This is a genomic window from Saliphagus infecundisoli, from assembly GCF_020177375.1.
Classification (GTDB): Archaea; Halobacteriota; Halobacteria; order Halobacteriales; family Natrialbaceae; genus Saliphagus; species Saliphagus infecundisoli.
On the sequence record NZ_JAIWHV010000004.1, the window covers coordinates 76,929 to 100,000 of the forward strand.

The 23,072-nt window shown below is 68.0% G+C and carries 22 protein-coding genes; 10 read left to right on the plus strand and 12 right to left on the minus strand.

The window, feature by feature from the left end; translation table 11 throughout:
• Window positions 1-4: 4 nt before the first annotated feature.
• The 4 genes from LCF40_RS08585 (at window position 5) to LCF40_RS08600 (ending at window position 4,563) form a co-directional block, all read left to right on the plus strand.
• Entirely contained in the window at window positions 5-1,585 is a 1,581-nt protein-coding gene (locus LCF40_RS08585) for an ABC transporter ATP-binding protein (RefSeq protein WP_224828145.1), read from the plus strand.
• Window positions 1,582-2,712: an ABC transporter permease gene (locus LCF40_RS08590; protein WP_224828146.1), complete on the plus strand. Its 1,131-nt coding sequence runs from the start codon at window positions 1,582-1,584 to the stop codon at window positions 2,710-2,712. The genes LCF40_RS08585 and LCF40_RS08590 overlap by 4 nt, the downstream gene beginning before the upstream one ends.
• Window positions 2,709-3,761, plus strand: coding sequence for an ABC transporter permease (locus LCF40_RS08595; protein ID WP_224828147.1), 1,053 nt, complete (start codon window positions 2,709-2,711; stop codon window positions 3,759-3,761). The genes LCF40_RS08590 and LCF40_RS08595 overlap by 4 nt, the downstream gene beginning before the upstream one ends.
• A gap of 283 nt (window positions 3,762-4,044) precedes the next feature.
• Complete coding sequence (locus tag LCF40_RS08600; RefSeq protein ID WP_224828148.1) at window positions 4,045-4,563, plus strand: DUF21 domain-containing protein; 519 nt, start codon at window positions 4,045-4,047, stop codon at window positions 4,561-4,563.
• Window positions 4,564-4,692: 129 nt separating this feature from the next.
• On the opposite strand, the gene LCF40_RS08605 is transcribed toward LCF40_RS08600, so the two are convergent.
• Window positions 4,693-4,980: an amphi-Trp domain-containing protein gene (locus LCF40_RS08605; protein ID WP_224828149.1), complete on the minus strand. Its 288-nt coding sequence runs from the start codon at window positions 4,978-4,980 to the stop codon at window positions 4,693-4,695.
• 217 nt (window positions 4,981-5,197) lie between these two features.
• Here LCF40_RS08605 and LCF40_RS08610 point away from each other — a divergent pair, with 217 nt between their 5' ends.
• Window positions 5,198-5,836, plus strand: coding sequence for an NAD(P)-dependent oxidoreductase (locus LCF40_RS08610; protein WP_224828150.1), 639 nt, complete (start codon window positions 5,198-5,200; stop codon window positions 5,834-5,836).
• Window position 5,837: 1 nt separating this feature from the next.
• On the opposite strand, the gene LCF40_RS08615 is transcribed toward LCF40_RS08610, so the two are convergent.
• Both LCF40_RS08615 and LCF40_RS08620 read right to left on the minus strand, forming a co-directional pair.
• Complete coding sequence (locus LCF40_RS08615) at window positions 5,838-6,464, minus strand: zinc metalloprotease (RefSeq protein WP_114576589.1); 627 nt, start codon at window positions 6,462-6,464, stop codon at window positions 5,838-5,840.
• On the minus strand, window positions 6,461-8,215 hold the full coding sequence (locus LCF40_RS08620) for a TraB/GumN family protein (RefSeq protein WP_224828151.1): 1,755 nt from the start codon (window positions 8,213-8,215) through the stop codon (window positions 6,461-6,463). The genes LCF40_RS08615 and LCF40_RS08620 overlap by 4 nt, the downstream gene beginning before the upstream one ends.
• 91 nt (window positions 8,216-8,306) lie before the next feature.
• Here LCF40_RS08620 and LCF40_RS08625 point away from each other — a divergent pair, with 91 nt between their 5' ends.
• On the plus strand, window positions 8,307-8,750 hold the full coding sequence (locus tag LCF40_RS08625) for an acyl-CoA thioesterase (RefSeq protein WP_224828152.1): 444 nt from the start codon (window positions 8,307-8,309) through the stop codon (window positions 8,748-8,750).
• Here the strand turns inward: LCF40_RS08625 and LCF40_RS08630 are convergent.
• Both LCF40_RS08630 and LCF40_RS08635 read right to left on the minus strand, forming a co-directional pair.
• On the minus strand, window positions 8,747-9,805 hold the full coding sequence (locus LCF40_RS08630; RefSeq protein ID WP_114576586.1) for a S66 family peptidase: 1,059 nt from the start codon (window positions 9,803-9,805) through the stop codon (window positions 8,747-8,749). The genes LCF40_RS08625 and LCF40_RS08630 overlap by 4 nt on opposite strands.
• A gap of 55 nt (window positions 9,806-9,860) precedes the next feature.
• The gene (locus LCF40_RS08635) at window positions 9,861-10,643 is read right to left on the minus strand and encodes an HAD-IIA family hydrolase (protein WP_224828153.1); all 783 of its coding nucleotides are present in this window, start codon (window positions 10,641-10,643) and stop codon (window positions 9,861-9,863) included.
• Between the two features lie 81 nt (window positions 10,644-10,724).
• On the opposite strand from LCF40_RS08635, the gene LCF40_RS08640 reads away from it, so the two are divergent.
• Window positions 10,725-11,204, plus strand: coding sequence for a DUF7992 family protein (locus tag LCF40_RS08640; protein WP_114576584.1), 480 nt, complete (start codon window positions 10,725-10,727; stop codon window positions 11,202-11,204).
• On the opposite strand, the gene LCF40_RS08645 is transcribed toward LCF40_RS08640, so the two are convergent.
• Together LCF40_RS08645 and LCF40_RS08650 are read right to left on the minus strand one after the other, a co-directional pair.
• Complete coding sequence (locus LCF40_RS08645) at window positions 11,205-11,348, minus strand: rubrerythrin-like domain-containing protein (RefSeq protein WP_114576583.1); 144 nt, start codon at window positions 11,346-11,348, stop codon at window positions 11,205-11,207. It lies immediately after the preceding gene.
• 196 nt (window positions 11,349-11,544) lie between these two features.
• Complete coding sequence (locus LCF40_RS08650; protein WP_224828154.1) at window positions 11,545-12,627, minus strand: LLM class flavin-dependent oxidoreductase; 1,083 nt, start codon at window positions 12,625-12,627, stop codon at window positions 11,545-11,547.
• 179 nt (window positions 12,628-12,806) lie between these two features.
• Between LCF40_RS08650 and LCF40_RS08655 the strand changes: the two genes are divergently transcribed.
• On the plus strand, window positions 12,807-14,147 hold the full coding sequence (locus LCF40_RS08655; protein WP_114576581.1) for a metallophosphoesterase: 1,341 nt from the start codon (window positions 12,807-12,809) through the stop codon (window positions 14,145-14,147).
• Window positions 14,148-14,213: 66 nt separating this feature from the next.
• Window positions 14,214-14,390: a hypothetical protein gene (locus tag LCF40_RS08660; RefSeq protein ID WP_224828155.1), complete on the plus strand. Its 177-nt coding sequence runs from the start codon at window positions 14,214-14,216 to the stop codon at window positions 14,388-14,390.
• Here LCF40_RS08660 and LCF40_RS08665 read toward each other — a convergent pair.
• Window positions 14,383-15,339 (minus strand): transcription initiation factor IIB, encoded by a 957-nt coding sequence (locus LCF40_RS08665; protein WP_224828156.1) that lies wholly within the window; start codon window positions 15,337-15,339, stop codon window positions 14,383-14,385. The two genes, LCF40_RS08660 and LCF40_RS08665, sit on opposite strands and share 8 nt — an antisense overlap.
• 374 nt (window positions 15,340-15,713) lie before the next feature.
• On the opposite strand from LCF40_RS08665, the gene LCF40_RS08670 reads away from it, so the two are divergent.
• Window positions 15,714-16,310, plus strand: coding sequence for a DUF7344 domain-containing protein (locus LCF40_RS08670; RefSeq protein WP_224828157.1), 597 nt, complete (start codon window positions 15,714-15,716; stop codon window positions 16,308-16,310).
• A gap of 382 nt (window positions 16,311-16,692) precedes the next feature.
• On the opposite strand, the gene LCF40_RS08675 is transcribed toward LCF40_RS08670, so the two are convergent.
• From LCF40_RS08675 to LCF40_RS08690, 4 genes are all read right to left on the minus strand, one after another.
• A complete protein-coding gene (locus LCF40_RS08675) occupies window positions 16,693-17,817 on the minus strand; it encodes a Gfo/Idh/MocA family protein (RefSeq protein ID WP_224828158.1) in 1,125 nt (374 codons plus the stop codon).
• 148 nt (window positions 17,818-17,965) lie between these two features.
• Window positions 17,966-19,828, minus strand: a complete 1,863-nt coding sequence (locus tag LCF40_RS08680) for a hypothetical protein (RefSeq protein ID WP_224828159.1) — start codon at window positions 19,826-19,828, stop codon at window positions 17,966-17,968.
• A gap of 213 nt (window positions 19,829-20,041) precedes the next feature.
• On the minus strand, window positions 20,042-20,965 hold the full coding sequence (locus LCF40_RS08685) for a hypothetical protein (RefSeq protein WP_224828160.1): 924 nt from the start codon (window positions 20,963-20,965) through the stop codon (window positions 20,042-20,044).
• Window positions 20,966-21,243: 278 nt separating this feature from the next.
• Window positions 21,244-23,031 (minus strand): DUF6541 family protein, encoded by a 1,788-nt coding sequence (locus tag LCF40_RS08690; RefSeq protein WP_224828161.1) that lies wholly within the window; start codon window positions 23,029-23,031, stop codon window positions 21,244-21,246.
• Window positions 23,032-23,072: the final 41 nt, after the last annotated feature.

A 23,072-nucleotide genomic window follows, 5' to 3' on the forward strand; every position in this document is an offset into this window, starting at 1 on the left:
GCGAATGGGCGAACGCGACACCGCGGCGGTCAGACTCGAGGGGATCACCAAGCGGTTCGGCGACGTGGTCGCGAACGACGACGTAGACTTCCGGCTCGAGGCCGGATCGATCCACGCGCTGCTGGGCGAGAACGGGTCGGGGAAGACGACGCTGATGAGCGTCCTCTACGGGCTCTACGACGAGGACGACGGCGAGATCTACGTCGACGGCGAGCGCCGGACGTTCGACTCGCCGCGGGCGGCGATGGACGCCGGCGTCGGGATGATCCACCAGCACTTCCAGCTCGTCGAGCCGATGACGGTCCTCCAGAACGTCATCCTGGGCCACGAGCCGACCGAGGGGGGGCTGGTCGACGACGAGAGCGCGAGACGCAAGATCCGGGAGATCTGCGGGCGCTACGGCTTCGAGCTCCCGCTCGATACCCCGATCGAGGATCTCGATCTGGGCGCCCAACAGCGCGTCGAAATCGTCAAGAGCCTCTATCGCGGCGCCGAGATCCTGATCTTAGACGAGCCGACGGCCGTGCTCACCCCCCAGGAGGTCGACGCCCTGATCGACGTCATGCGGGACCTCCGGGCGGACGGCCGGTCGCTGATCTTCATCACGCACAAGTTAGACGAGGCCCTCGACGTCGCCGACCGGATAACGGTCCTGCGGGACGGCGAGGCGATCGGGACCGTCCCAGCGGCGGGGACGACCGAGGGAGAGCTGGCGCGCATGATGGTCGGCCGGGACGTCCTCTTCGACCGGCTCGACCGGGAGACGTCCCCCGGCGAGACGGTCCTCGGCGTCGAGGACCTCTCCGTTCGGGGAGATCGGGGTCGCGAGCAGGTCGCGGGCGTCGATCTGACCGTCCGCGAGAGCGAGATCCTGGGGATCGCGGGCGTCCAGGGCAACGGCCAGCGCGAACTCGCCGAGGCGATCGTCGGGCTCCGGAGCGTCGAGTCGGGGACGATCGGGCTCGACGGCGAGGAGATCACCGGCGAGAGCCGCCGCCAGCGGATCGAACGCGGGATCGCCTACATCCCCGAGAACCGCCAGACTGAGGGGCTCGTCCAGGACTACGACCTCGTCCGGAACGCGTTGCTGGGCAACCAGACGGTCGAGCCCTACGCCAGCCGCGGCGTCATCGACTGGCGGGCCGTCGAGGGCCACGCCGAGTCGGTCGTCGAGGAGTTCGACGTCCAGCCGGCCGCGACGGACGCCGAGGCGGCCTCGCTGTCGGGGGGGAACCAACAGAAGTTCATCGTCGGCCGGGAGATCGGCCACGACCCCGAGTTGATGGTCGCCTCCCACCCGACCAGAGGGGTCGACATCGGCTCGATCGAGTTCATCCACAACCGGCTGATCGAGCTCCGGGACGCCGGGCTCGCGGTGCTCGTCGTCTCCTCGAAACTCGAGGAGATCCGGAAGCTCGCGGACCGGATCGCGGTGATGTACGAAGGCGAGTTCATCGGCGTCGTCGACCCCGACGAGGTCACCGACGAGGACCTCGGGCTGTTGATGGCCGGCCGGACACTCGAGGGGGCGGACGACCGGCCCCACGAAAGTGAGCTCGAAGACGAGGGGGGTGTCGTCGAGTGAGCGACGCGCGCTCGGGGCTCCGGCCGGCGATCGATCGGCTCGCGGATCGGGCCCTCGAGGCGACGATGGTCGAGCGGATCGCCATCGCCCTTGTCTCGACGCTGCTCGCGCTCTGTATCGGGCTGGTCATCGTCGCCGCGGCGGGCTACGACCCGGTGCGCTTCGCGAACCAGCTCCTCGTCGGCTCGTTCGGCGGCGAGCGGGCGATCTCGCGGACGCTCCGGTACTCGACGCTGTTCGTCCTCACGGGGGTCGCGGTCGCGGTCGCCTTCCGTGCCGGCGTCTTCAACATCGGCGTCCAGGGCCAGTTCGTCGTCGGCGGGTTCGCGACCGTCGTCTCGATCGTCGGGCTCGCGCCGTACCTGCCGGCGGGGACGGCCGCCGGCTGGCTGTTGATCGTCGTCGGCACGCTCGCCGGGGTCGTCGCGGGCGGGCTGTACGCCGCGCTTCCGGGGGCACTGAAGGCCTACCGGGGAGCCAACGAGATCATCACCACGATCATGCTGAACTTCATCGCGACGGGGTTCGTCGGCTGGCTCGTCGCCGGACGCTTCAGCGACCCCGAGGTGACGGCGATGCGGACCCGGCGGCTTCCCGACAACGTCGAGCTTCCGTCGGTGATCTTTTCGGACCCGAACCTCTCGATCGTCGGCCTGGTCGCCACGCTCGCGGTCGTCGCGGCCGTCGCACTTCTCATGAGCCGGACGAGTTTCGGCTACGACATGGTGACGAGCGGCCACCAGGGGGCCGCCGCGACCTACTCGGGCGTCGACGCCAAACGGATGATCGTCTCGACGATGACCGTCTCGGGGATGGTCGCCGGGCTCGCGGGCGCGGTGTTCGCGATCATGATCCAGGGCTACTACACCGACCCGACCGGGGTCGGCAACTACGGCTTCGACGCGATCGCCGTCAGCCTGCTCGCGGCGAACAACCCCCTTGGAGTCGTCCCCGCGGGCCTGCTTTTCGGCGGGCTCGAGTCGGGGGGGTCAAACATCCAGATCAACAGCGACGTCCCCGTCCAGTTGATCGACGGCGTCGTCGGGCTCGTCGTCCTCTTCGTCGCGGCCCCGGAGCTGTTCCGGATGGCCGCCGCCCGGACCGGCCTCGGGGGTGACCGGCGATGAGCGTCGCCGACCGACGCCTCCGCCTCGGCGGACTGGTCGCGGTCGCCGCCGTCGTCGTGATCGGTCTCGGGGCGGTGGCGAGCACACAGTTCGATATCGCCCTCGAGCGGCTCATCACGGTCGGGTTCGTCAACCGGTCGCTGGAGATGGCGACCCCGATCGCGCTGGCGGCGATCGGGGGGCTGTACGCCGAGAAGAGCGGCGTCTTCAACATCGGGCTCGAGGGGTTCATGATCGTCGGAGCGATCGCCGCAGCGGGGCTGCTCTACGGGCTCGGCGGGACCTCGCCGACTCAGGCCCACGTCTGGCTCGCGATCGCCGGCTCGATGGCGATCACCGCCTGTCTGACCGTGGCCTTCGCGGCCCTGTTGATCCGGTACAAGGCCGACCAGATCGTCGCCGGTCTCGCGGTGTGGTTCATCGGCCTCGGCTTCGCCCCCTTCGTGGCGGCGATGATCTGGGACAGCAGAAGCAGTCCAGGGCTCGCGAGCGTCGACGACGTCGCGGTCCCTGGCCTCAGAGAGCTTCCAGTGGTCGGCTCGATCGTCTTCGACCAGTCGCCGCTCGTCCTGTTGACCGTCGTCGTCGTCGCCGTCGCCTGGGTCGTCCTCTATCGGACCCGCTACGGCTACTGGATCCAGGCGGCCGGCGAGAACCCCGAGGCCCTCGACACCGCGGGGATCGACGTCGACCGCGTACGGTACGCGACGGTGATCTTCTCGGGGGCGATGGCGGGACTGGGCGGCGCCGTCCTGCTCGCTCACGCCGGCAACTTCGTCGGCACCGGCGACACGATGACCGACGGCCGCGGGTGGATCGCCATCGTCGCCTACCTCTTTGGCAACTACAACCCGGTCGGGGCCGCCGCCGCCGCGTTGCTCTTTGGCGCCCTCGACATGCTGAACGTCCAGTTCCAGACCGTCGGCATCGAGGTCTCCTCGCGGCTGGTCAACCTCCTGCCGTACGTCGCCGTCCTCGTCGTCCTCTCGGCGTGGGGGAAGACCCGGATGCCCTCCTCGGTCGGCGAACCGTACGAGAGCGAGGACTAGGGGTACGACACGCCGATTTCGGCGAGATCCCATCTCGCTCGTGATTTCGTCGGTGAACGAGCGGACTATACGATCCCTCTCCGTCAGCAAGCCGTGTACTGTCCTCGAGTAGGGATCTGTCGCGGACTCGTGTGTTTTGGAGCTCCGGGGAGTATCCTCTATAGATCAGTTCTCGACGCTCCACACCGGATGATTTCAATGGAGACCGATCTGATTCTCGCGTTACATCGCGCCTGCAAATCAACCACCCGTATTCATACACCTATCGGCGTACGAGTCACGTATGAGTACATACTTGACCTTGGTCTCGTCGCTTCTCGCAGTTGTAGTTCTATTGTTATTAAGTGCGTTCTTTTCCAGCAGTGAGTCAGCAATCTTTTCGCTCCAGGATGAATGGATGCAGAGCGCTACCGAAGACGGGACAAGCGAAAGCCGAACACTCCAACAACTCCGTGCGAACCCGCATCGGCTCCTCGTCACGCTGCTGGTCGGAAACAACCTCGTCAACATCGCCCTTACTAGCATCATCACACTTCTCGTCGCCCGGGTCGTTCCCCCTGGGTTCACCGTCGTGATAGCAACACTCAGCGTGAGCGTTCTCATCCTCGTCTTCGGAGAAATCGTACCGAAATCCTACGGTCTCGGCCATGCAGAGTCGTGGAGTCTACGTGTCGCCCGCCCGATCTCGTACATCGAACGCGCATTGGGTCCACTCGTTGCGATGTTCGATATCGTCACTCGGTGGTTGACGGCACGCATCGGGGGCGATCAACACATCGAGAACCCATATCTCGATGACTGATCAGCCGTACTTTCCGCAGGTTCTCGCCCTCCTATACTAACCGATATATTTCTAGCTCTAACGCAGATGTATCCAGCTTGGAAAATTCAGAGGGTGCGCGTGCCGTGCCGAATCCACAGCGCTAATCGATCACTCGATTTCTAGCTGGTCGCTCCCACTCTCTTCTTTACTATCGTTCTCGTCCCATTCGAGTTCGAACTCGAGACTCACTTCACCGGGGCCGTCCGTTGGTCCCTCACGTTCGGCTTTGACCTCGAACGTCGGGCGAGCTGGAGGCTCCATCGTTACGGAATCGGCTCCCGAATTCAGCGTGATATCGCCCCCATCTTCTAATTTCTCGGCTACACGGTGAAGGTACGATGCGATCTCCTCTCGACTCTGATCGCTTTCCGATTTGAACAGCACTTCTTCGGGCATATCGAGATATACACCGCCCATGTTGATAACTACACTCCTCTGTTGAGATCTCTTTGTTGCATCCCCTGTATGTCGCACCAGCGTAGCAGTTCGCTCACCACCATCCAGTGATCTCTCGTTAGTACCGCTCCGCAGGCGCGGACCGCTCACGAGCGCGTTCGGCGACCGCCGTCGCCCGTCGGGAAAACCTCTTGTGATCGCTCGACGATCCTTGGGTATGGACGTCCTCCTGCTCGGCGCCAGCGGACGGATCGGACGGCGAATCGCGGCCGAACTGCTCGACCGGGGACACGCGGTCACGGGCGTCTCCCGGAGCGGGACCGTCGAGGGGATCGACCACGCCCAGTTCACTGCGATCGCGGGCGACGCGACCGACCCCGACCAGATCGCCCGCCTCGCCGCCGGCCACGACGCCGTCGGGTCGGCGCTGGGGCCGGGCGAGGACGACTCGCCCGCCGTGCTCGAGGAGACGATGCGAGCCACTATCGAAGGCCTGCGGCGCGCGTCGGTCGATCGGCTTGTCTGGACGGGCGGCGCGGGCGGCCTCGAGGTCGCGCCCGGCACGAAACTCGTCGAGACCGAGGGGTTCCCCGACGACTGGGAGGACCTCGCGCGGGCCGCGATCGACGCCTACGAGGTCCTCCGGGAGGCCGACGACCTCGAGTGGACCTACCTCGCCCCCGCGGCGATGATCGAGCCCGGCGAGCGCACCGGAGAGTACCGGACTGCCGACGGCGAGCTGGTCGCCGACGACGACGGCGAGAGCCATATCTCGATGGAGGACTTCGCCGTCGCCTTCGCCGACGAACTCGAGAACGCCGACGCCCTCTACACCTATCTCGGGGTCGGCTACTAGCTCACCAGAGCCCGAACGTCAGCAGGAAGCCGACGACCAGCAGGAGGCTCGGGACGAAGACGACGAGGAAGATCGGGGTGCTCCACTCCCTGACGGAGGCGCCGTCGAGGGGGCCGAAGGGAATCATGTTGAACGCGGCCAGAAAGAGGTTGATGAGCACGCCCAGGTGGCCGATCGTCCCGAGGAAGCCGGGCGCGAAGAGGAGGGGGGCGAAGAGGGCGGCGAGGGCGTGGTTGGTCAGCGGCCCCGCGAGCGCGATCAGGCCGTTCTCCCGGACCGTGATCCGGCCGCGGTGGTAGACTGCGCCGGGTGCGGCAAACAGGAAGCCGACGAGCGCCGAGAGGACGGCGAGGGCGAGCATCTGGTAGTCCGCCCGGAACTCCGCGATCTGGCCGAACCGGATCGCGACGACCTTGTGGGCGAGTTCGTGCAGCAGGAAGCCGACGCCGACCGTCGGCAGCGAAAGCGCGATCATCGCGGCGAACGCCCCGGGCTCGAAGGCGCCCACGGTGGGGGGCTGGAGCAGGAGCGCGAAGGCGACGCTCAGCGTGAGCCAGGCGAGCCCGAGGTCGAACAGCTCCCGGTTCGAAAAGGAGAGGCCCGCGGGCCGTCGGTGGCTCTGGCTCATCCGCCGATCGCCCCGCCGATCAACTCGGCGCTGTTTCTGGCGCCCTCGACGAGTTCGCCCATGAGCGCGTCGATCCCGCCGAACTCCGGACCCGCGAGCCAGGGGAGGACGACGACCACGAACAGCAGGGACGCGATCATGCTCCCGATGTTCGTCAGCGCGACGATCACGATCAGCCGGAAGAGGGGGACCTCGAGCATCTCCGCGAACGCCTCCTCCAGGGCGAGTTCGGTGTCGTCCATGATCTCGTTCAACCGGCCGATGTCGCCGACGTTGATCGGCCGGTAGCGGAGTTCGACGTAGCCGGCGAACCAGCCCGGCGCCAGTAACGGATTGATGCTCGTGAGCCAGGCGACGGCGCCCCCGACGGTCGCGCTCGCCCACCGGGCACCCGCGAGCCGCGCGAGGGTAAAGGCGAAGATCCCGTTGAACAGGAACCACGCGGCGAACAGCTGCAGGAGGAAGGTGTCGCGCACCCCGGCCATGATCAGGAGGCCGAAGAAGGCGACGAAACCGACCGCCATCAGGTAGCCGAACACCTTCAGGACCGAGAAGCGCCGGCCCGAGGCCGTTCCCGTGATCGACTCGAGGGGAGGAAGCCCCTCGGGGTTCGCGAGGTGGGCTTCTATCCCCGCCTTGTGGCCCACGCCGACGACGGCGACGACGTCGACGCCCTGCTGGCGAAGCGCGTGGAGCTTGTGGGCGATGTAGGCGTCGCGCTCGTCGATCAGGGCCTGGGCACCCCGCGGGCTGAACTGGCGGAACTCCTCCATCATCGCGGCGACGACGTCGCCGTCGGTCATCTCCTCGATAGCGATCTCGTCTAGCTCCTCGACGTCGCTCGCCGAGTCCGCGAGGACGACCCCGAGGACGGCCCCCGCGAGGCCGCCGAGCCCGACGCCCGCGAGGACGCCGACGAGCCCGCGGACCGCGAGCGCGCCGGCGCTCTCTAAGGCCGCGGCCGAGAGCGGACCGACGAAGGTCCCGGTGGCGACGACGGCGAGACAGGCCGCGATCCCGACGGCGACGCCGCTTGCCGCCTGGACGAGCAGCCCCCGCCCGAGGGGTGGGACGACGAGCAGGCCCAGGAAGACGCCCCCGAGGACGCCGACGCCGACGGCGCCGGCATACTGGAGGACGCCGGGATCGGTGACCCCCAGGGCCAGCGCGTCCCCGAGGCCGACCATCGGCGCGAGGACGGTCGCGGCGACGAGCCCGGCGACGAGGCCGAACCCGGCGCCGAGCGCCGGAGCGACCGTCCGGGGGTCGGTCGCACCCATTGCGAGCCCGCCGACCATCCGCACTTTCTCGGCCATCGAGAGACGGGTCCAGAACCGTTGCATCGTCACCTGGATGTCCCGATCGACGAGCGCGACCCCGGCGCCGGTTCGGCCGGCGGCCTCGATCGCTGCGCGCATGTCCGCGCCGGGCTCGATGTCGAAGCGTTCGCCCAGCCTGGACTGGACGTAGGAGAGCATCCAGTAGGCCAGAAACTGGAAGACCGTGTTTCCCGAGAGGAGGTCTCTCGCCTCGATGTCCTCGGGTGCGCCACCCTGGAGCTGGCGATAGCGGCCCTCGTCGAGTTCGACGGCGACGACGTCCGGCCGTTCCCGATCGACGGTCTCGTGGACGTCCTCGACGCTCGCGTGGGAGACGTGGGCGGTCCCGAGGACGGTGACCTCGCCCTGTTCGGCCTCCGGCGGCGCGGTGTCGGGGGCTTCGGGCACGGTCGGATCGCCGCCGTCGGTCATTGGTGCGAACAAGTCGGCGATGGCTTTTACCAGTGTCGAAGCGGGTCACGGACTGGAAAGACCCTTCTTCTCGCTCCGACAAACGCAGTCGATGGTTGCCCTCTCGGACACCTACATCGAGAACCGCGAAATGGTCCTTCCTGATCACGCGAACACGATCGGCACGGTCAGCGGCGGGCCCCTCATGGCATGGATGGACGAGGTCGCCTCGCTGTCGGCGATGCGCTTCGCCGGCGAGACCTGCGTCACCGTCGGCGTCTCCCGGATGGAGTTCGAGCGGCCGATCCCGGTCGGCCGGACCGCCTTTCTCACCGCCTACGTCTACGCGGCCGGCGAGACGAGCGTTCGGGTCCGGGTGCGGGCCGACAGCGAGGAGCTACAAACGGGCGAGCGGGAGCCGACGACCGAGGCCTACTTCACGTTCGTCGCCATCGACGACGACCGCGAGCCGGCCCCCGTCCCCGAACTCACCGCGTCCACCGAACGTGAACGCCGCCTGCGCGAGGAGGCCATCGCGGGCGAGAACGACGACTAACCGCCGGGGAACGCGACCCGTTCCTGTTCGGGGTCGATCTCAACCCGACCGCCGATCGGGATCGGGACGGTCGGCCAGGCGTGGCCGAATTCGAGGCCGGTGACCACGGGCGCATCGGGATTGTACTCCTCGAACACCTCGATCACGGCCTCCCGCTGGCGCCTGCGATACTCTTCCCGAGCCTCGGGGGGGTTCGACTCGAGGTGGGTGCGCGCGGGTGGGCGCCCCACGAGGACGCCCGCAAAGCGCGCGAGGAGACCGCGCTCGCCGAGCGCCCGCAGGACGCCCGCGACCCACGCCGGATCGGGAAGCTCCTCGGAGGTCTCAATGGCGAGCACCGCACCGTCGAGGCGCTCCTCGTCGGGGAGGTCGAGCCCCGAGAGCAGGCGCTGGTCGATGATTTCGAGGCAGCCACCCCAGACGCGCCCGGAGACCGCGCGGTCGCCGCCGGCCCACGTCCACCCCGGGCTCGACTCGGTGTCTCGGGGCTCCGCGAGGGAGTCGGGATCGGTCCAGTCGCCGGGCTCGTCGGTGAACCGCTCGGCGGGCTCGACCTCGCCCAGCGAGTCGGCAAAGAGCGCGCGCTCGACGTACTCGCGGGTATGGTCGAACAGTTCGCGGTCCATCGCGAGTTCGACCATCACCGCCGGGCCGTAGAAGGAGACGATCCCAAGGTTCCACAGCGCCAGTTCGAGGTGGGTGTTGTCGCTGTAGCCGTAGAACCGCGTCGGGTTCTCCCGCAGGACCTTCCGATCGAGATGGTCGAGGATCCGGACCTGATCGTTGCCGCCGATGACGGCGATCACGCCGCGGATCTCGGGGTCGGCGAACGCCTCCTCGATATCGCGGGCGCGCTCCGCGGGGTGGTCGTAGAGATAATCCGCGCTCTTCTCAGCCGTCGGGAACTCGACCGGCTCGAGGTCGAAAACCTCTCGCAGTCGCTCTATGCCGAGGTCGTAGACGTGTGGCGCGTCCTCCCTCGGGTTCGACGCGGGCGCGACGATCGCGATCCGGTCGCCCCGTTCGAGGGGTGGCGGGGTGACGAACTCGTCCATGTGGGTGAAGTCTTCGAGCGCACCCAAGTAGGTTCTCCCGCCCCGGGAACGCCTCTCACTCCTCGAGGACCCGCTCGATCTCCCCCAGACTCTCGAGGACGTAGTCCGGCTCGACGTCGCTTTCGGCGAGGTCGTCCCGGTCGGTGATCCCCGTCAGGACGAGCGCCGTTTGCATCCCCGCCGCCTCGCCCAGCGCGACGTCGGTGTCGAGGCGGTCGCCGACGACGACCGTCTCGGCGGGGTCAGTGCCGAGGGTCTCGAGGGCGGCCTCGGCGGCGACCGCGGAGGGCTTTCCCAGGACCGCGTCGGGTTCCCGGCCCGCGACGGCCGCTATCGCGGCGAGGATCGCGCCCGAGCCGGGAACCGGGCCCCCGGAGCCGGGGATCGTGGTGTCGGGATCGGTACCGTAGAACGGCAGGTCCCGTTCGAGCGCCGGAATCGCCCCCGCCAGGGTGTCGTACGAGAGGTCCCGGTCGATCGAGCCGACCACGATCCCCGCCCGCTCGGGGTCGTCGGTCACCCGGAGGCCCGCTTCCTCGAGCAGCCTCTCCAACCGATCCTCGCCGACGAGGTAGACCGCCGTTCCCGGGTGGTGTTCGGCGAGATGGGCCGCGGTCACCGTCCCCGAGGTGAGTACGTCGGCGGGGTCGATCTCGAGGCCGTGGGCCGCGAGCCGTTCGACGTAGTGGTCCCCGGCACGCGTCGGGTTGTTCGAGAACAACAGCCGGGAGAGGCCGCGTTCCTCGATCGCTCGAAGCCCCTCGACCGCGCCGGGGATCAGTTCCTCGGATCGGACGATCGTGCCGTCGACGTCGACGATGGCCGCCCGTGTCGTCATCGCTGGACGGTGGGTCGCCGGCGGGTTGAGTGTTCGGGTCCGCTGGGCAATCCTTATCGGTGAACCCCTCGAACTCCGCCCATGGCACTCTCCGTCGAGACGCCCGACCCTCCCGAGCTGTCGGTCGTCGATCCCAACGAGTACGAGGACGCGACCATCGGCGGCGAGGGAAGCGGCGTCGACGCCACCGACGCCGACTACCACAGGGAGGACCTCCAGGCCTTTCTCGAGGAGGGCGCCTGGGAGGAGGCCTTCTCGGAGTGGGCCGACGATGCCGACCTGGAGAAACGGGAGTACGAGATCGCCCGCGACCTGGGGATGTTCGGCGAGTTCGACTTCTTCTGGGACGACTTCGCCGACCGCGTGGGCTATCACGCGCCGGGGATTCCCGAGGACTGGCGCGAGCGCGAGTACCATCCCGACATCGACTCCTGGGGGACGGTGTCGGCGATCAACGCCGAACTCACGGAGTTCGGCCAGATCGTTTCCGTGGTACTCAAAGAGGAGTACGTCGACTGGGAGGCCGACTACGAACCTCCCGAGGACCTTCCCGACTTCTGATTACTCGCGGGGAACGCCGATATTTCGGACCCGGCCGCCGCAGTCGGGACAGGCGGCGGGGGTACGCTCGGCGGTCGCCCGGCTCCCGCAGTCCCGGCACTCGTAGTAGCTCCGATCGGACGTGTATGGGTCTTGGTGTACCATACCACGATCCGGGGATCGAACGGGAATAGGCGTTTTCCTTAACGATCTTAAAACGATGCCGCAGAACTAGTGGAGTATTATCACTCGCTCCGGCGTGGTGCGTGATGATCGGCGGTTCGACGCCAGTCGGTTGGTCTCTGTGCGGGTACGGCAGGCATCGCTCGCGGTCGACGCGGACGACCCCCGTTCCCGGCTGCTACTGCTCCCGGAAGTAGGGGATGATGGTCTCCTCGTAGTGGTCCATCGTCTCCTCGAAGTCGCCGACGGGGATGAGGACGAGGTGATCGACCCCTGCCTCCGCGAACCGCTCGACGTCGGCGATCGCCTCCTCGGGCGTCCCCGAGACCGTCACCCGGTCTACGGCCTCGTCGGGGATCCGCTCGGCGGCCGCGAGCAGGCGCTCCTCCTGTTCCTCTTCGAAGGCCATCTCGTACATGATCGGCGTCTCCTCGGCGACCTCCTCGTAGCCCATCTTCGCGAGCAGCGGCGGGCGCAGGGCGAGGCTCGTCCGGTTTCGCTCGACGGCGGCCTCGCGGGCGGCGTCGCCGTCCGCGGAGACGGTCGTCGGGACCATCACCGCCCGGTCGATCTCTGTGGGGTCGCGCCCGCGCTCCTCAGCGGAGTCGAGCACCCGCTGGAGATCCGCCTCGTACTGTTCGGGCGCGTGGATCCAGGGGAACCAGCCGTCGGCGACCGCGCCGGCGAAGCCGCGCATCGAGTCGCCGTAGCCGCCGACCCAGATTGGCGGCCCCGACTCCCGGGTCGGCTTCAGTCCCATGTGGGCGTCGGCCAGTTCGAAGAACTCCCCGTCGTAGGAGAGGGGCTCCTCGGCGGTCGAGTCCCAGAGCTCCTCGACGATCTCGACGGTCTCGACGAACCGGCCGAAGGGGTCCGACCAGTCGACGTCCTCGATCGGCGCGAACGTAAAGGCCTCGCCGGCGCCGATTCCCAGCCCCGCGCGCCCGCCGCTCATCCGGTCTATCGTGGCGGTGGCGTGGGCGATCTCGGTGGGATGGCGGCGCACGGAGTCGGCGACGCCGGGCAGCAGCCGGACGCTGTCGGTGCGCTGGGCGATCGCGCCCAGAACCGTAAACGCCTCCCAGGGCGGATCGACCAGGAACTCCTCGGAGCCCGTCGGGTGAAAGAGGTGATCGGGAACGGTGACGGCGTCGAACCCCGCCTCCTCGGCCCGGACGGCGTCGGCGATCGAGCCCTCGACGTCGTCGTAACGGACGACTTGGCAGCCGAAGGCGATCGAGTCGTGACTGGATCGGCTCATGGCGGGTGGTCTCGGGGCCGGCGACTAAACGTTTCCCTCCGAACCCGCCGCCGGTGGCCCGAATCGTCGAGACGACCACCACGGCCCACGCGTCGAGTCGACGGGGTTCGAGGGCCATCGCCTCGAGGTTCCGACGGCGATGACAACGCCTTTTGAGACGGGCCCGGTGGTAGGAGTCGATGACCGCCGACGCCGACGACCGGGTCTACTACGTGATCAGCGACCTCCACATCGGCGGCGACGAGCAGCTCGAGGAGGTGGAGTTCATAGACGAGTTGCTCTCCTTTCTGGAACGCCTCGAGACGAGCGACGAGGAGGCCGAGTTGATAATCAACGGCGACGCCTTCGGGCTCTGGGAGTTCACGACCGTCGAGGGAGTCGAGAAGTTCGATCTGCTCGAGGAGACCTACCCCGAACTGTTCTCCCAGTTCCGTGCGACCGGCGAGTCGGTGCCGATCACGCTGGTGCCGGGCAACCACGACCACGAGCTCGCGGCCTACGACGAGTACGTCGAGCGCTTCGCCGAGTACAACGTCGACGTCGTCCGCGAGCAGTCGATCGACCGCCGGGTCGGCGACCAGACCGTCCACTTCGAACACGGCCACCGCCAGGACCCGAACAACCGGATCGAGGACTGGGGCAACCCCTCCGCGACGCCGCTTGGCTACTACTACAACACCCTCGTGACGAGCCGGGCGGGCCAGCTCTCGGATCGCGGGCGGTACAACTGGATGAAGGACGTCCAAGCCGTGACGCCGACCGAGCGGATGCCGATCTGGCTGCTCTCGAAGTACTTCTACCGGGAGATGAACCCCCTCATCCGGTACTCGCTGGTCCCCTTCCTCCTCCTGTTCAACGTCAGCGCGCTCATGGCGGTGCTGGCGGGACTGGACCTCCTCGGGATCTGGTCTGCACCCGTCGAGGGCGCGACCGCCTTCCTCGGGCAGTTCGGCCGCGCCGGGACCGCGGCCTGGTTCTTCCTTGCGGTCAACGCGACCCTCGCCGGCCTCATCCTGCTCGTCGGGATCCCGCTGTACTTCATCCGGCGGGACGTCCGCAAGACGATCGACCGCTTCGGCGTCTTCGAGACCGACCTCACCGTCGATCCCGAACGGCCCTACGAGGCGGCCGCCCGCGAGACCTTCGCCGACGGGGAGACGACGATCTTCTGTTACGGCCACACCCACCGCCCGGGGACCCGGGAGGTCGCCGGCGGGCTACTGGTCAACACCGGCACCTGGCTCAAACGGCTCCACCGCCGGGACGGCGTCATCGGGATCCTCCCCCCGGTCTTCTACCCCTCCTACCAGCTCGCCGCCGTCCGGATCGAGCCCGTCGAGGAGGGGGTTGCCGTCGAGTACGAGCGGATCACAAAACCCAGTCCCGCCAGCGAGGAACTCACCCGGACGGAGCGCTTCTTCACTGTCGGCCGGGAGCCCGAACCCGACCTCCCCGACCGCCACGTCGTCCAATCTGGCCGGGAAATCCCTCGAGAACGCCTTCCCGAACAGTCCACGTGAGCGAACCCGGTCGAGGGACCCGTCCTCGGGAGAAAGGCTATCTTTCCGGCCGTCGTATCCCCGTCCATGTACCGCGCGATCCTCCCCGAGGGACAGGTCGTCTGCGAGCGCTACGAGCGCGACGAGAACGGCGTCGAGCTGTACGACGACGACGACCGGTTCGTCGCGTTCGTCCCCTACGCGAGCCTCCACGCGCTCCTGGACGAGGAGACCTACGAGAGCGACGAGCGCTCGATCATGTAGCCGGCGGCGCGGCGTCGATCGCCTCGAGCTGTTCCCGGTAGCGGTTCCTGACGGTGACGACGGTCGTGTTCGCGGTTTTGGCGACCGCACGCTGAGGGATCGTCTCCTCACAGAGCAGCCCCGCGGCGTAGATCGCCGCGGCGGCGTACCCCGTCGGCGACTTCCCCGAGTGGAGTCCGAGCGCGGTCGTCTCCTCGATGATCTCGACGGCTCGGGTTTCGACCTCGGTGCTCACCTCGAGTTCCGAGCAAAAGCGCGGGACGAACTGGCGGGGGTTCGTCGGCTCCAGATTGATGTCGAGTTCGTCGGCGATATAGCGGTAGGTGCGTCCGATCTCGCGCTGGTCGACCCGCGCGACGGCCGTTACCTCCTCCAAGCTTCGGGGAATGCCCTCCTCGCGGCAGGCCGTATACAGCGCCGAGGTCGCGACGCCCTCGATCGACCGGCCGCGGATGAGATCCCGGTCTAAGGCCCGCCGGTAGATGACGCTCGCGGTCTCCTTGACCGAGCGCGGGAGGCCCAAGGCGCTGCTCATCCGGTCGATCTCGCTCAGGGCGTACTTCAGGTTTCGCTCGCCGGCGTTCTTCGTCCGGATGCGCTCCTGCCAGACCCGCAGGCGGTGGAGCTGTCCCTGCTTTTCGGCGGACATCGAGTGACCGTTGGCGTCGCGATTGCGCCAGTCGATCGTGGTGGTCAGCCCCCGGTCGTGCATCGCCTCGGTCAGGGGCGCGCCGACGCGGGCGCGATCCTCGTGTTCTCTGGCGGTGAACGCCCGCCACTCGGGGCCGTAGTCGATCGGTTCGTCGTCGACGACGAGCCCGCAGTCCGCACAGACCCGTTCGCCGCGGTCCGGATCGCTGACGACGGTGTCGGTCTCACAGTCCGGACACCGGCCGGTAGTCGTCTCGGCCCGTTCGTCGTCGACGTGGGTGGTGATGGACCGCGTCATCGATGGTGGAGAGGCCGTCTCCCCCCGTAAGCGGGCGACATAGTTTCGCGGGAAAGGGATCCTTTCTGCGGGCCGACATCGGGCCGTTCGAGCGCCGTAATCTCCGAGCGCGGAACCCGGATCTGGCTCCCGACGGGCAGCGACGTAAGCTCGGCTTTCGCAGGGAGGGGCCCCGACGCTGCCGGCTCGTCGCCGTCGGTCCGTGTGGGTTTGCAACCCCTGCAAAACGTACCCGCGTTTATCACCGAAAGCGTTGGCGTAGGAGGTGGTGAATCCGCTGTGATGCCAACCTCTATCCAACTCGACCAACGATGGAATACTCCTTGCCGATCGACTCCCGTCGCGTTCCGGGGTGGATCCGAGGGGGGAACCTGATGTCCTCGGTCGACACCTCGATTCCCGACGAGATCCGGTCGGTGACCGAGGAGGGAGACACCGACCGACTCTCCAAGGACGTGATCTTCGAACTGCTGAAGAACCGACGGCGGCGGCAGGTACTCGCCTATCTCCTCGAGAACGAGGCGACGGTCACGCTCGGCGAGCTCGCCGAACGGATCGCCGCCTGGGAGAACGACACCGAGGTCGCCGCCCTGAGCTCCGACCAGCGAAAGCGGGTCTACGTCGCGCTCTACCAGACCCACCTCCCGAAGATGGACGACGCGGGGATCGTCGATTACGACCAGGACCGCGGGCTGATCACCCTCGCCGACAACGCCGACCTCCTTGTGATGTACCTCGACACCGAGAACCACTACCGGGACCGGTGGGACCGGTGGTACGCCTCGCTTTCGGTCGTCGGCGCCGTCCTCGTCGCGGGGGTCGTCGTCGGCGTTGGGCCGCTCGCGCTCGCCCCGGTCGCGGCCGTCTCCGGGCTGGTCGTCGCCGCGTTCCTGTTCGTCTCGGCGGCCCACTGCGTGGTCAACCGGCGTCGGCGCCGGACCGTAGACGACAAGCTCTCTCGAGTCGAGTGAGCCGCGGGAAGGACTTTTATCGATCGGCTCCGTAGCTATCACTGGCTCCCGACGCCCGTACCTCGTCCGGAACGGTTCGCGTGCCAGCAACCCGTTCCTGGCCGGGAGCCATACCAACCCGCGAGCGACGGCGCCGTCCTCCGCGGTACGGTTCACCGCGGTAATCGACTCTTACCGACACGGGTCCGATCTCGTCCGGTGCGTGCCAGCGCGTCCGACCGATGGGAAGCGACGGTTATACTTATGGGTCCGTTGGCGCCGGGAGGATGCGAAAACGGTCGCATAAACCCCGATAAAGGGTCGTTGACCCGGATTCAGTGTCACGAAACCCTGATAGTCCACCCGCCGACCTCGGCCGGATCGGGAGTGAGCGCCCGCGGAATCAGCTCGGCTCCGTCCGCTCCCCAGTCACCTCGTCGGCTCCGGGGGAGTTCGTGACGATCCGCCCGTCGGGCGCGGCGCTCTCCCGGATCGCCTCGAGGGCTCTGATCGTCCATTTGGATTGCTCCAGGGGGATCGGGACCTCGCCGTCGCCCGTGACCGCGCGGGCGAACCGATCGAACAGCGCGAAGTGGGAGGTCGCTCTGGCGGCGGCCTCCCAGCCGCCGGCGCGTTCGGCCGCAACCAGCCGCGCGTTCGAGACCGAACTCGAGAGCTGGGCCATCGAGACGTCGAGGCCGCGCTTCGAGCGGGCGAGCGTCGACCGGGTGTAGTCCTCTTCGACCGTCGAGACCGACTGGTTCAACTCGTCGACGACGACCGCCCGCTCGGTGCCCGAGACGACGTGGAGCCGGAGCGGGAGTCCCCCCGAGAGCATGGTAACGCTACAGAGCGCGCCCGCCTCGGAGACGTACTGGATCCGCGCCCGGTCGTAGCTGAAGCCGCCGTCGTACTCCCGGGAGAGCGCAGTCCGGGCGTCGATCGACGACTCGTCCTCGGGATAGCCCCCGAGCCCGAGGGCGGCATAGATCGGATGGGGGAGTCCCTCCTCGAACTCGCCGCCGGGGAGCTCGAACACCCACGAGCCGCGGTTTTCCGTGTCCGGCGGCGTGAGCCCGCCGTAGATCACGTCGACGCCCCGAATCCGGCCCAGCTCGCCGTCGTCGATCCGCTCTCGAAGCCGCCGGAGCGCGGGATCGAACAGGTGGTTGTGGACCACCGTCGCCGGGACCCCCGCGGACTCGGCCTGGCGCTGGAGCTCCTCTATCTCCCCCGAGTCGAGCGTCGCGGGCTTCTCGATCAGGACCGCGACCCCCGCCTTGATCGCCCGCGAGGCGATCTCGAAGTGGGTCTGGACGGGGGTGCAGACGTGGATCGCGTCGACGTCCGCGAGGACGACCGACAGGTCGGTCTCCGCGTCGGTGTCGAACTCGCTCCCCATCGCCTCCGCGCGCTCGCGGTCGAGGTCACAGACCGCGACGAGGCCGGTTCGCGGGTTCTCGCTTACGCCCGCCAGATGGGTTCGGGCGATCGTTCCGGCGCCGACGACTGCGGTTCGGACGACCATGGGTCGGCCACCCCGAACGTCCGTTTAGTTGTGATCCTCTTACCCCATAGAACGGTCGGTCGTGAAAAAACGGTAGGCGGTGCGTTCGACCGGCCGGCATCGGTGACATGGCGTGGGTCGCCGAACGGGCGGCCCGGGGCCGGGCCGGCTACTGGTCTCTGGCGTTGTACTCGATCGAGACGTCGGCGTCGCCGCGGACGCGACAGGCAGTGAGGTCGCCCTCGAACCAGTAGGCGTCGAGCCAGTTGGCGACGATGCCGCGTACGGCCCCGCCGTCGACGCTGTCCTCGTCGTCGATGGAGGCGCCGCGGTGGTCGGAGCGCTCGACCGTCCCGTCCACCCGGAAGGAGTACGCGGAGGGGGCGTCGGCGTCGGTGCCGTCGACGACGAGCGCGTGGGGAAGCAGGTCCCCGCCGGGGTCCTCGACTTCCTCGCCGTCGACCGAGACCGTGGCCTCGCCGTCGACGAAGGTGACGTCGGTGAGCGCGCCCGAGAACCGGAAACCGAGGCTCTCGTCGGTCACCGAGCCCTGAATGGTCGACCCCGAGACGATGGTCACGTCCTCCTTCTCCCCTTCCTGCTCGACCGTGCCGTCGATCGTCGCCTCGAAGCTCGCGGGCGTCCCCTGGCCCTCGATCTCCAGAGTCTTCGGGAGCTCCGTGCCGAAGTCGGCGGGATCGACCTCCTCGCCGTCGATCGAGACGGTCGCCGGCCCGTCGGCCGTGAGCTGTTCGATCTCTCCTTCGAAACGGAAGGCGTCGCGCCAGTTCGCGACGACGCCCTGGACGGCCCCGTCCTCGACGGCGTCCTCGTCGTCGATCGTCGCTCCCTCGTAGTTGGCCGCCTCGACCTCGCCGCTGGCGGCGAACTCGTATCGGGTGACACTCTCCTCGCTTCCCTCGAAAAGGATCACGTGCTCGAGGCCGCCGGCTGCGTCCGCCGATTCCCCGTTCTCGGCCTCCGTGGACTCGGCGTCCTCGCTCCCGGAGCCCTCGCTCCCGGAGCTGTCGGCCGGGTCGCCCTCGTCGCTCTCGACCGTCGAGGCGACCTCCGTGGTCTCCGTCGTGGCGCCCGCAAAGACCTCCTCGGGGCTGGTCGGCGTCCCCTCGGGGACGGAGGGATCGGGGTCGGTTCCGTTGTTCGACTCCTGAAGGTTTACCGTCCCGCGTTCCTGGAGGCCGCCGCTGTAGTTCGTCCCCTCCATGGAGACGGACGTCGTCTTGCCGTCACGACCGATGTCGAGCGCGTAGGGGTAGGGGCCGGCAACGAAGTCACAGTCGACGACCTCGACCGCGTCGCCGTGGGCCTCGGTCGGCCAGACCCACAGCGGCCGGCCGTTCCGGCCGGACTCGGTGTTGACGGCGGTGCAGTTCTCGACGGTGCCCCGGGCGATCCGGAAGCCCGAGACCCACGAGTCCTTCGCGTAGGAGTCCTTGTAGTGGATCGTCCCACGTCCGCCGTTGGAGTTCGAGCCCGGCGCCGAGCCGTAGAAGGCGTTGTCGTGGGCGCCCTCGACGTAGACGTTCTCGACGTGGAGGTGGCCGTTGTGTGCGGGATCGACCCAGAGACCGAACTTGGGGTGGCGCTGACCGCCGACGCTCCCGTCGACGCCGTCGCCCAGATAGACGTTCTCGATCCGGGAGGTGCCGTTGCCGGTGTCGGCGACGCCCAGCGCGCGGTCCCGGTGGGAGAACTCGCCCTTCCAGGCGACGTTGCGGATCGTCCAGTCACTGCTCGTCGCCGCGATCGTCGCCGCCGATCCGGGCGCGGTCTGGTCGAAGAGGACGTTCTCGAACGTCTCGCCGTCCTCGAGCCGGATGACCCGACGCTCGCCCTGGTCCAAGGTGATCGTCTCGTAGTCGGCCGCGGCCGCCGTCGTCGCCAGCGCGCTCCCGGCGAGGCCGGCCGTCGCGGCGCCGGTGAGCTTCAGGTACGAGCGTCGTCCGAGGACGCCCTCGGGGGTGGTTCCATCGCTATCGCTCTCTTCCTCGTCCGCAGGTTCGCGTGCCATTGCGTCCGGGTAACGCCACGTTACCCGCATAAATCTTTCCTTAGTCCGACGATTAAAATTTATAGACAGTAACTAATATCTGATCGACTTCACACAGGATCTTATACGTTCCATCACGAACGTTTATACGATCGAGCGGGCCGATTTCGTTCCGAAAGCGGTCGTTGACCGGACTTCGAGCCGGAGCGCCGCGAGAAAAAGGGAATTACTGCTCTAGTCGTCGCCGACGGCCTCGCCGGGGCTGGTGGGGACGGCGTCGGGAACGACCGCCTCGGCGCCGGTCTCGACGCCGGAGCCGAGGTCGACGCTTCCCTCCCCGTTGATCCCGCCGTGGTAGCCCTCGTCGTAGGCGGTGTCGGTGACCGAGACCGACGAGGCGCTGCCGTTCGCGCCCGCGCGGATCGCGTAGTGGTTGTCGCCGGTCTCGAGCTGGCAGTTCTTGACCTCGCAGGGACCCGGCGCCCAGACCCAGACACCGCGGCCGTCATACCCCTCGTCGTCGAGGCGGACGCTCGAGTTCGTCACCGTACTTCCCGCCGAGCCGATCCGGTAGTGGGCGACCCGGCAGTTTGCCGCGAAACAGCGGTCGATGTGGACCGTCCCGCCGCCTTTCCCGCCGGGCGCGGAGGCGTAGATCGCGTTGTCCGGGAACCGCTGGACGTTGACCCCCTGGATGTCGAGCTTGCCGGAGTGATCGGGCGCGACCCAGATCGCGGTTTCGGCCGTGTCTCCGCCGGCGTTGGTGCTCCCGTCGCCCAGATAGACGTTCTCGAGCCGGGAGCTGCCGCCGCCGGTGTCGGCGATCCCGAAGACGGCGCCGGGCGCGCCGACATCGAGTTCGCCCTCGACCGCGACGTTGCGGATCGTCCAGTCGGTGCCCATCGCGCTTACCGTGACGCGTGCGCCCTCGGCGGTGCAGTCGATCACCCGGTTCTCGAAGGTCTCGCCGTCGCCGACCTTGATAGTCCGGTCCTCGCCGGGGTCGATGACGATCCGTTCGGCGTCCGCGCCGTCGGCGGCCGCGGCCGTCCCGACGGCGCCGGTGGTCGCCGCCGCGACCGCGGCCAGCGAACGCACGTACGAACGCCGCGTTAATCCGTCGTTTCGGCTCTCGGTAATCGTCTGCTTTCGTGGCATGCATCCGGGAAACACCGGGTTACCCGCATAAATTTTTCCTTATTACGGACTCTAAGTTTTACTGACTTTGGTTCGTTAGGAACTGTGGGCCGGGTATCGTTTCTCCGGACGCGACCGAAGGAAAGACCGACAGCGATCCCGGAGAGTCGTCCGACGAAGAACGGAACGAGCCGATTACCGGCGTCAATCGGCAATTATCGCGGGTCGAGAGCGGGCGCGACGGGCCAACGGCCGTGTGAACGGGGAGTACACGAGGCTCGGGTCACGACGAAGCGGGGTCAGCGATCCTCGACCGCGTACAGCGTGACCTCCCCGTTCGAGAGGAGTTCGTTCGCCGCGGGGTCGGTCGCGAGCTCCGCCAGCCCCTCCTCGCTGTGGTGGAGTTCGTCGTAGACCTCGTGTTCGCGGACGCGGTCGTACTCCGTGACGACGAGGTAGTAGCGGTCGGGCGGGTAGGCCTCGCCGTAGGCGCCGGCCTCGAACGGGTCGGGTTCGACGGTGCCCGCGATCGTCGCCCGGTAGCGCCGGTCCTGGTCGCGCTCGACGCCGTACAGCCCCTGGCCGTAGCGGGTGACGCCGAAGCCGTAGCCCGCGTAGGCGATCTCCTCGCTTCCGTGTTCGAACGCCGAGTCGTAGCCGCTCACCTGTGCGTCCGTGACGTGTTGGGTCGGCGTGTAGATGAACGGGCTCGCGAACAGCGTCGCCAGAGCGAGGACGAGACAGGCGCCCAGCGCGGCCGCGGCGACGGCGGTCGCGCCCGGCGTGGTGACCAGCCCGGAGAGCCAGCCGACGCCGCGTGCGAGCGCGACGCCCGCCAGCACCGTGATCACGACGAAGATGAAGCCGACCTGGCGAAACGCCATCGTCGGCGTCCCCACGAAGTAGACCAGGAAGATCGCCCCCAGGGGGACGAGGGCGGCCCCGAAGTAGGTGACGAACGCCCGGCTCTCGCTATCGACCCGGGTCCGGCCGAGCCAGGTCAGGAGAACGAACAGACCCACGACGCCGCCGATCAGGGCGCTCACGAGGAACAGCTTGACGAACAGCTCGCCCAGGCTCCCGCCGACCTCCGAAAGCGAGGAGCCCCGCTGGCCGACCTCCGAGCCCGCCCCGACGCCGGCGGTCGCAAGCCCGTAGAACAGCCCCGAGAGGGCGTCCCGGAATCGCTCGTTCGAGAGCGACCAGGCGACGAACAGCCCGCCCAGTGCGAGCGTGTGGGCGTAGGCGGTTCTATGTCCCGCGATCGCGGGGTTTCCCGAGCGCCGGCGGGAGACGAACTGGACGAGACAGATCGCCGCGAGAACGACGACGACGTTGACCATCTGCTGGGGGTGGACTAGGAGGAGCGCGACGCTCGAGGCCAGAAGCAACAGGCCGAACGGCGAGATCCCGAACGGGAGGGCCTCGAGGTCGGCTCGGCGGCGGCTGTAGGCGACGAACGCGAAGAAGACGGCGGGCACGAGAAAGAGGGCGTTCGAGTTGGTGTGGATGCCCATGTGGGTCGCGACGTTGTTGATCGGGAGGACGAGCCAGGCGGCGATCGCGGCGAACCCGACCGCCGCCCCGTCGCCAGTCATGTCCCGGACGACAAGGGGAACGAAGACGACGAACGGGACGAAGAGGGCGACGACGACGAGCAAGAGCGCGCGCTCTACGGGGATTCCGCCGGCGAGGTGCAGCGCCGAGGCGATGCCGTGAACGCCGGGATAGAACAGCTCGTGGGGGTACATCGCGCCCTCGAGGAAGTCCCGCGTCCAGCCGAGGTGGGTGAGCGCGTCGCCCATCCCCGAAAAGTGGTAGTTCCTGACGGCGGGAAGGGCGACGATCGCGGTCACCGAGAGCCCTCCCAGCCCGATCCCGGCGGCCTGGTCGAGCCCGCGCGCGAGGAGGGCGATGGCGACCGCGACGGCCATCGCGACCCCCAGTCCAAGCCAGGTCGCCGTCGGCGTCCCGGCGTAGATCGAGGCCTCGTACCCCGTCGGCGGGGACCCCCTCGCGACGAGGAACGCCGCCGCGACGGCGAAAAAGCCGATCCCCAGGACGCAGTTGACGACCGACCGTCTCATCCGATCTCCCTCCGCGGGCGAATGCCGTCCATCGAACGTTC

What these genes read in the sequence shown, in the direction of transcription:
- LCF40_RS08670 (WP_224828157.1), top strand. Translation starts at nt 15,714, where the DNA reads ATGTCCTCGGTCGACACCTCGATTCCCGACGAGATCCGGTCGGTGACC.
- LCF40_RS08675 (WP_224828158.1), bottom strand. Translation starts at nt 17,817, where the DNA reads ATGGTCGTCCGAACCGCAGTCGTCGGCGCCGGAACGATCGCCCGAACC.
- LCF40_RS08685 (WP_224828160.1), bottom strand. Translation starts at nt 20,965, where the DNA reads ATGCCACGAAAGCAGACGATTACCGAGAGCCGAAACGACGGATTAACG.
- LCF40_RS08650 (WP_224828154.1), bottom strand. Translation starts at nt 12,627, where the DNA reads ATGAGCCGATCCAGTCACGACTCGATCGCCTTCGGCTGCCAAGTCGTC.
- LCF40_RS08620 (WP_224828151.1), bottom strand. Translation starts at nt 8,215, where the DNA reads ATGACCGACGGCGGCGATCCGACCGTGCCCGAAGCCCCCGACACCGCG.
- LCF40_RS08615 (WP_114576589.1), bottom strand. Translation starts at nt 6,464, where the DNA reads ATGAGCCAGAGCCACCGACGGCCCGCGGGCCTCTCCTTTTCGAACCGG.
- LCF40_RS08595 (WP_224828147.1), top strand. Translation starts at nt 2,709, where the DNA reads ATGAGCGTCGCCGACCGACGCCTCCGCCTCGGCGGACTGGTCGCGGTC.
- LCF40_RS08585 (WP_224828145.1), top strand. Translation starts at nt 5, where the DNA reads ATGGGCGAACGCGACACCGCGGCGGTCAGACTCGAGGGGATCACCAAG.
- LCF40_RS08600 (WP_224828148.1), top strand. Translation starts at nt 4,045, where the DNA reads ATGAGTACATACTTGACCTTGGTCTCGTCGCTTCTCGCAGTTGTAGTT.
- LCF40_RS08625 (WP_224828152.1), top strand. Translation starts at nt 8,307, where the DNA reads ATGGTTGCCCTCTCGGACACCTACATCGAGAACCGCGAAATGGTCCTT.
- LCF40_RS08630 (WP_114576586.1), bottom strand. Translation starts at nt 9,805, where the DNA reads ATGGACGAGTTCGTCACCCCGCCACCCCTCGAACGGGGCGACCGGATC.
- LCF40_RS08690 (WP_224828161.1), bottom strand. Translation starts at nt 23,031, where the DNA reads ATGAGACGGTCGGTCGTCAACTGCGTCCTGGGGATCGGCTTTTTCGCC.
- LCF40_RS08680 (WP_224828159.1), bottom strand. Translation starts at nt 19,828, where the DNA reads ATGGCACGCGAACCTGCGGACGAGGAAGAGAGCGATAGCGATGGAACC.
- LCF40_RS08610 (WP_224828150.1), top strand. Translation starts at nt 5,198, where the DNA reads ATGGACGTCCTCCTGCTCGGCGCCAGCGGACGGATCGGACGGCGAATC.
- LCF40_RS08660 (WP_224828155.1), top strand. Translation starts at nt 14,214, where the DNA reads ATGTACCGCGCGATCCTCCCCGAGGGACAGGTCGTCTGCGAGCGCTAC.
- LCF40_RS08635 (WP_224828153.1), bottom strand. Translation starts at nt 10,643, where the DNA reads ATGACGACACGGGCGGCCATCGTCGACGTCGACGGCACGATCGTCCGA.
- LCF40_RS08665 (WP_224828156.1), bottom strand. Translation starts at nt 15,339, where the DNA reads ATGACGCGGTCCATCACCACCCACGTCGACGACGAACGGGCCGAGACG.
- LCF40_RS08640 (WP_114576584.1), top strand. Translation starts at nt 10,725, where the DNA reads ATGGCACTCTCCGTCGAGACGCCCGACCCTCCCGAGCTGTCGGTCGTC.
- LCF40_RS08605 (WP_224828149.1), bottom strand. Translation starts at nt 4,980, where the DNA reads ATGCCCGAAGAAGTGCTGTTCAAATCGGAAAGCGATCAGAGTCGAGAG.
- LCF40_RS08655 (WP_114576581.1), top strand. Translation starts at nt 12,807, where the DNA reads ATGACCGCCGACGCCGACGACCGGGTCTACTACGTGATCAGCGACCTC.
- LCF40_RS08645 (WP_114576583.1), bottom strand. Translation starts at nt 11,348, where the DNA reads ATGGTACACCAAGACCCATACACGTCCGATCGGAGCTACTACGAGTGC.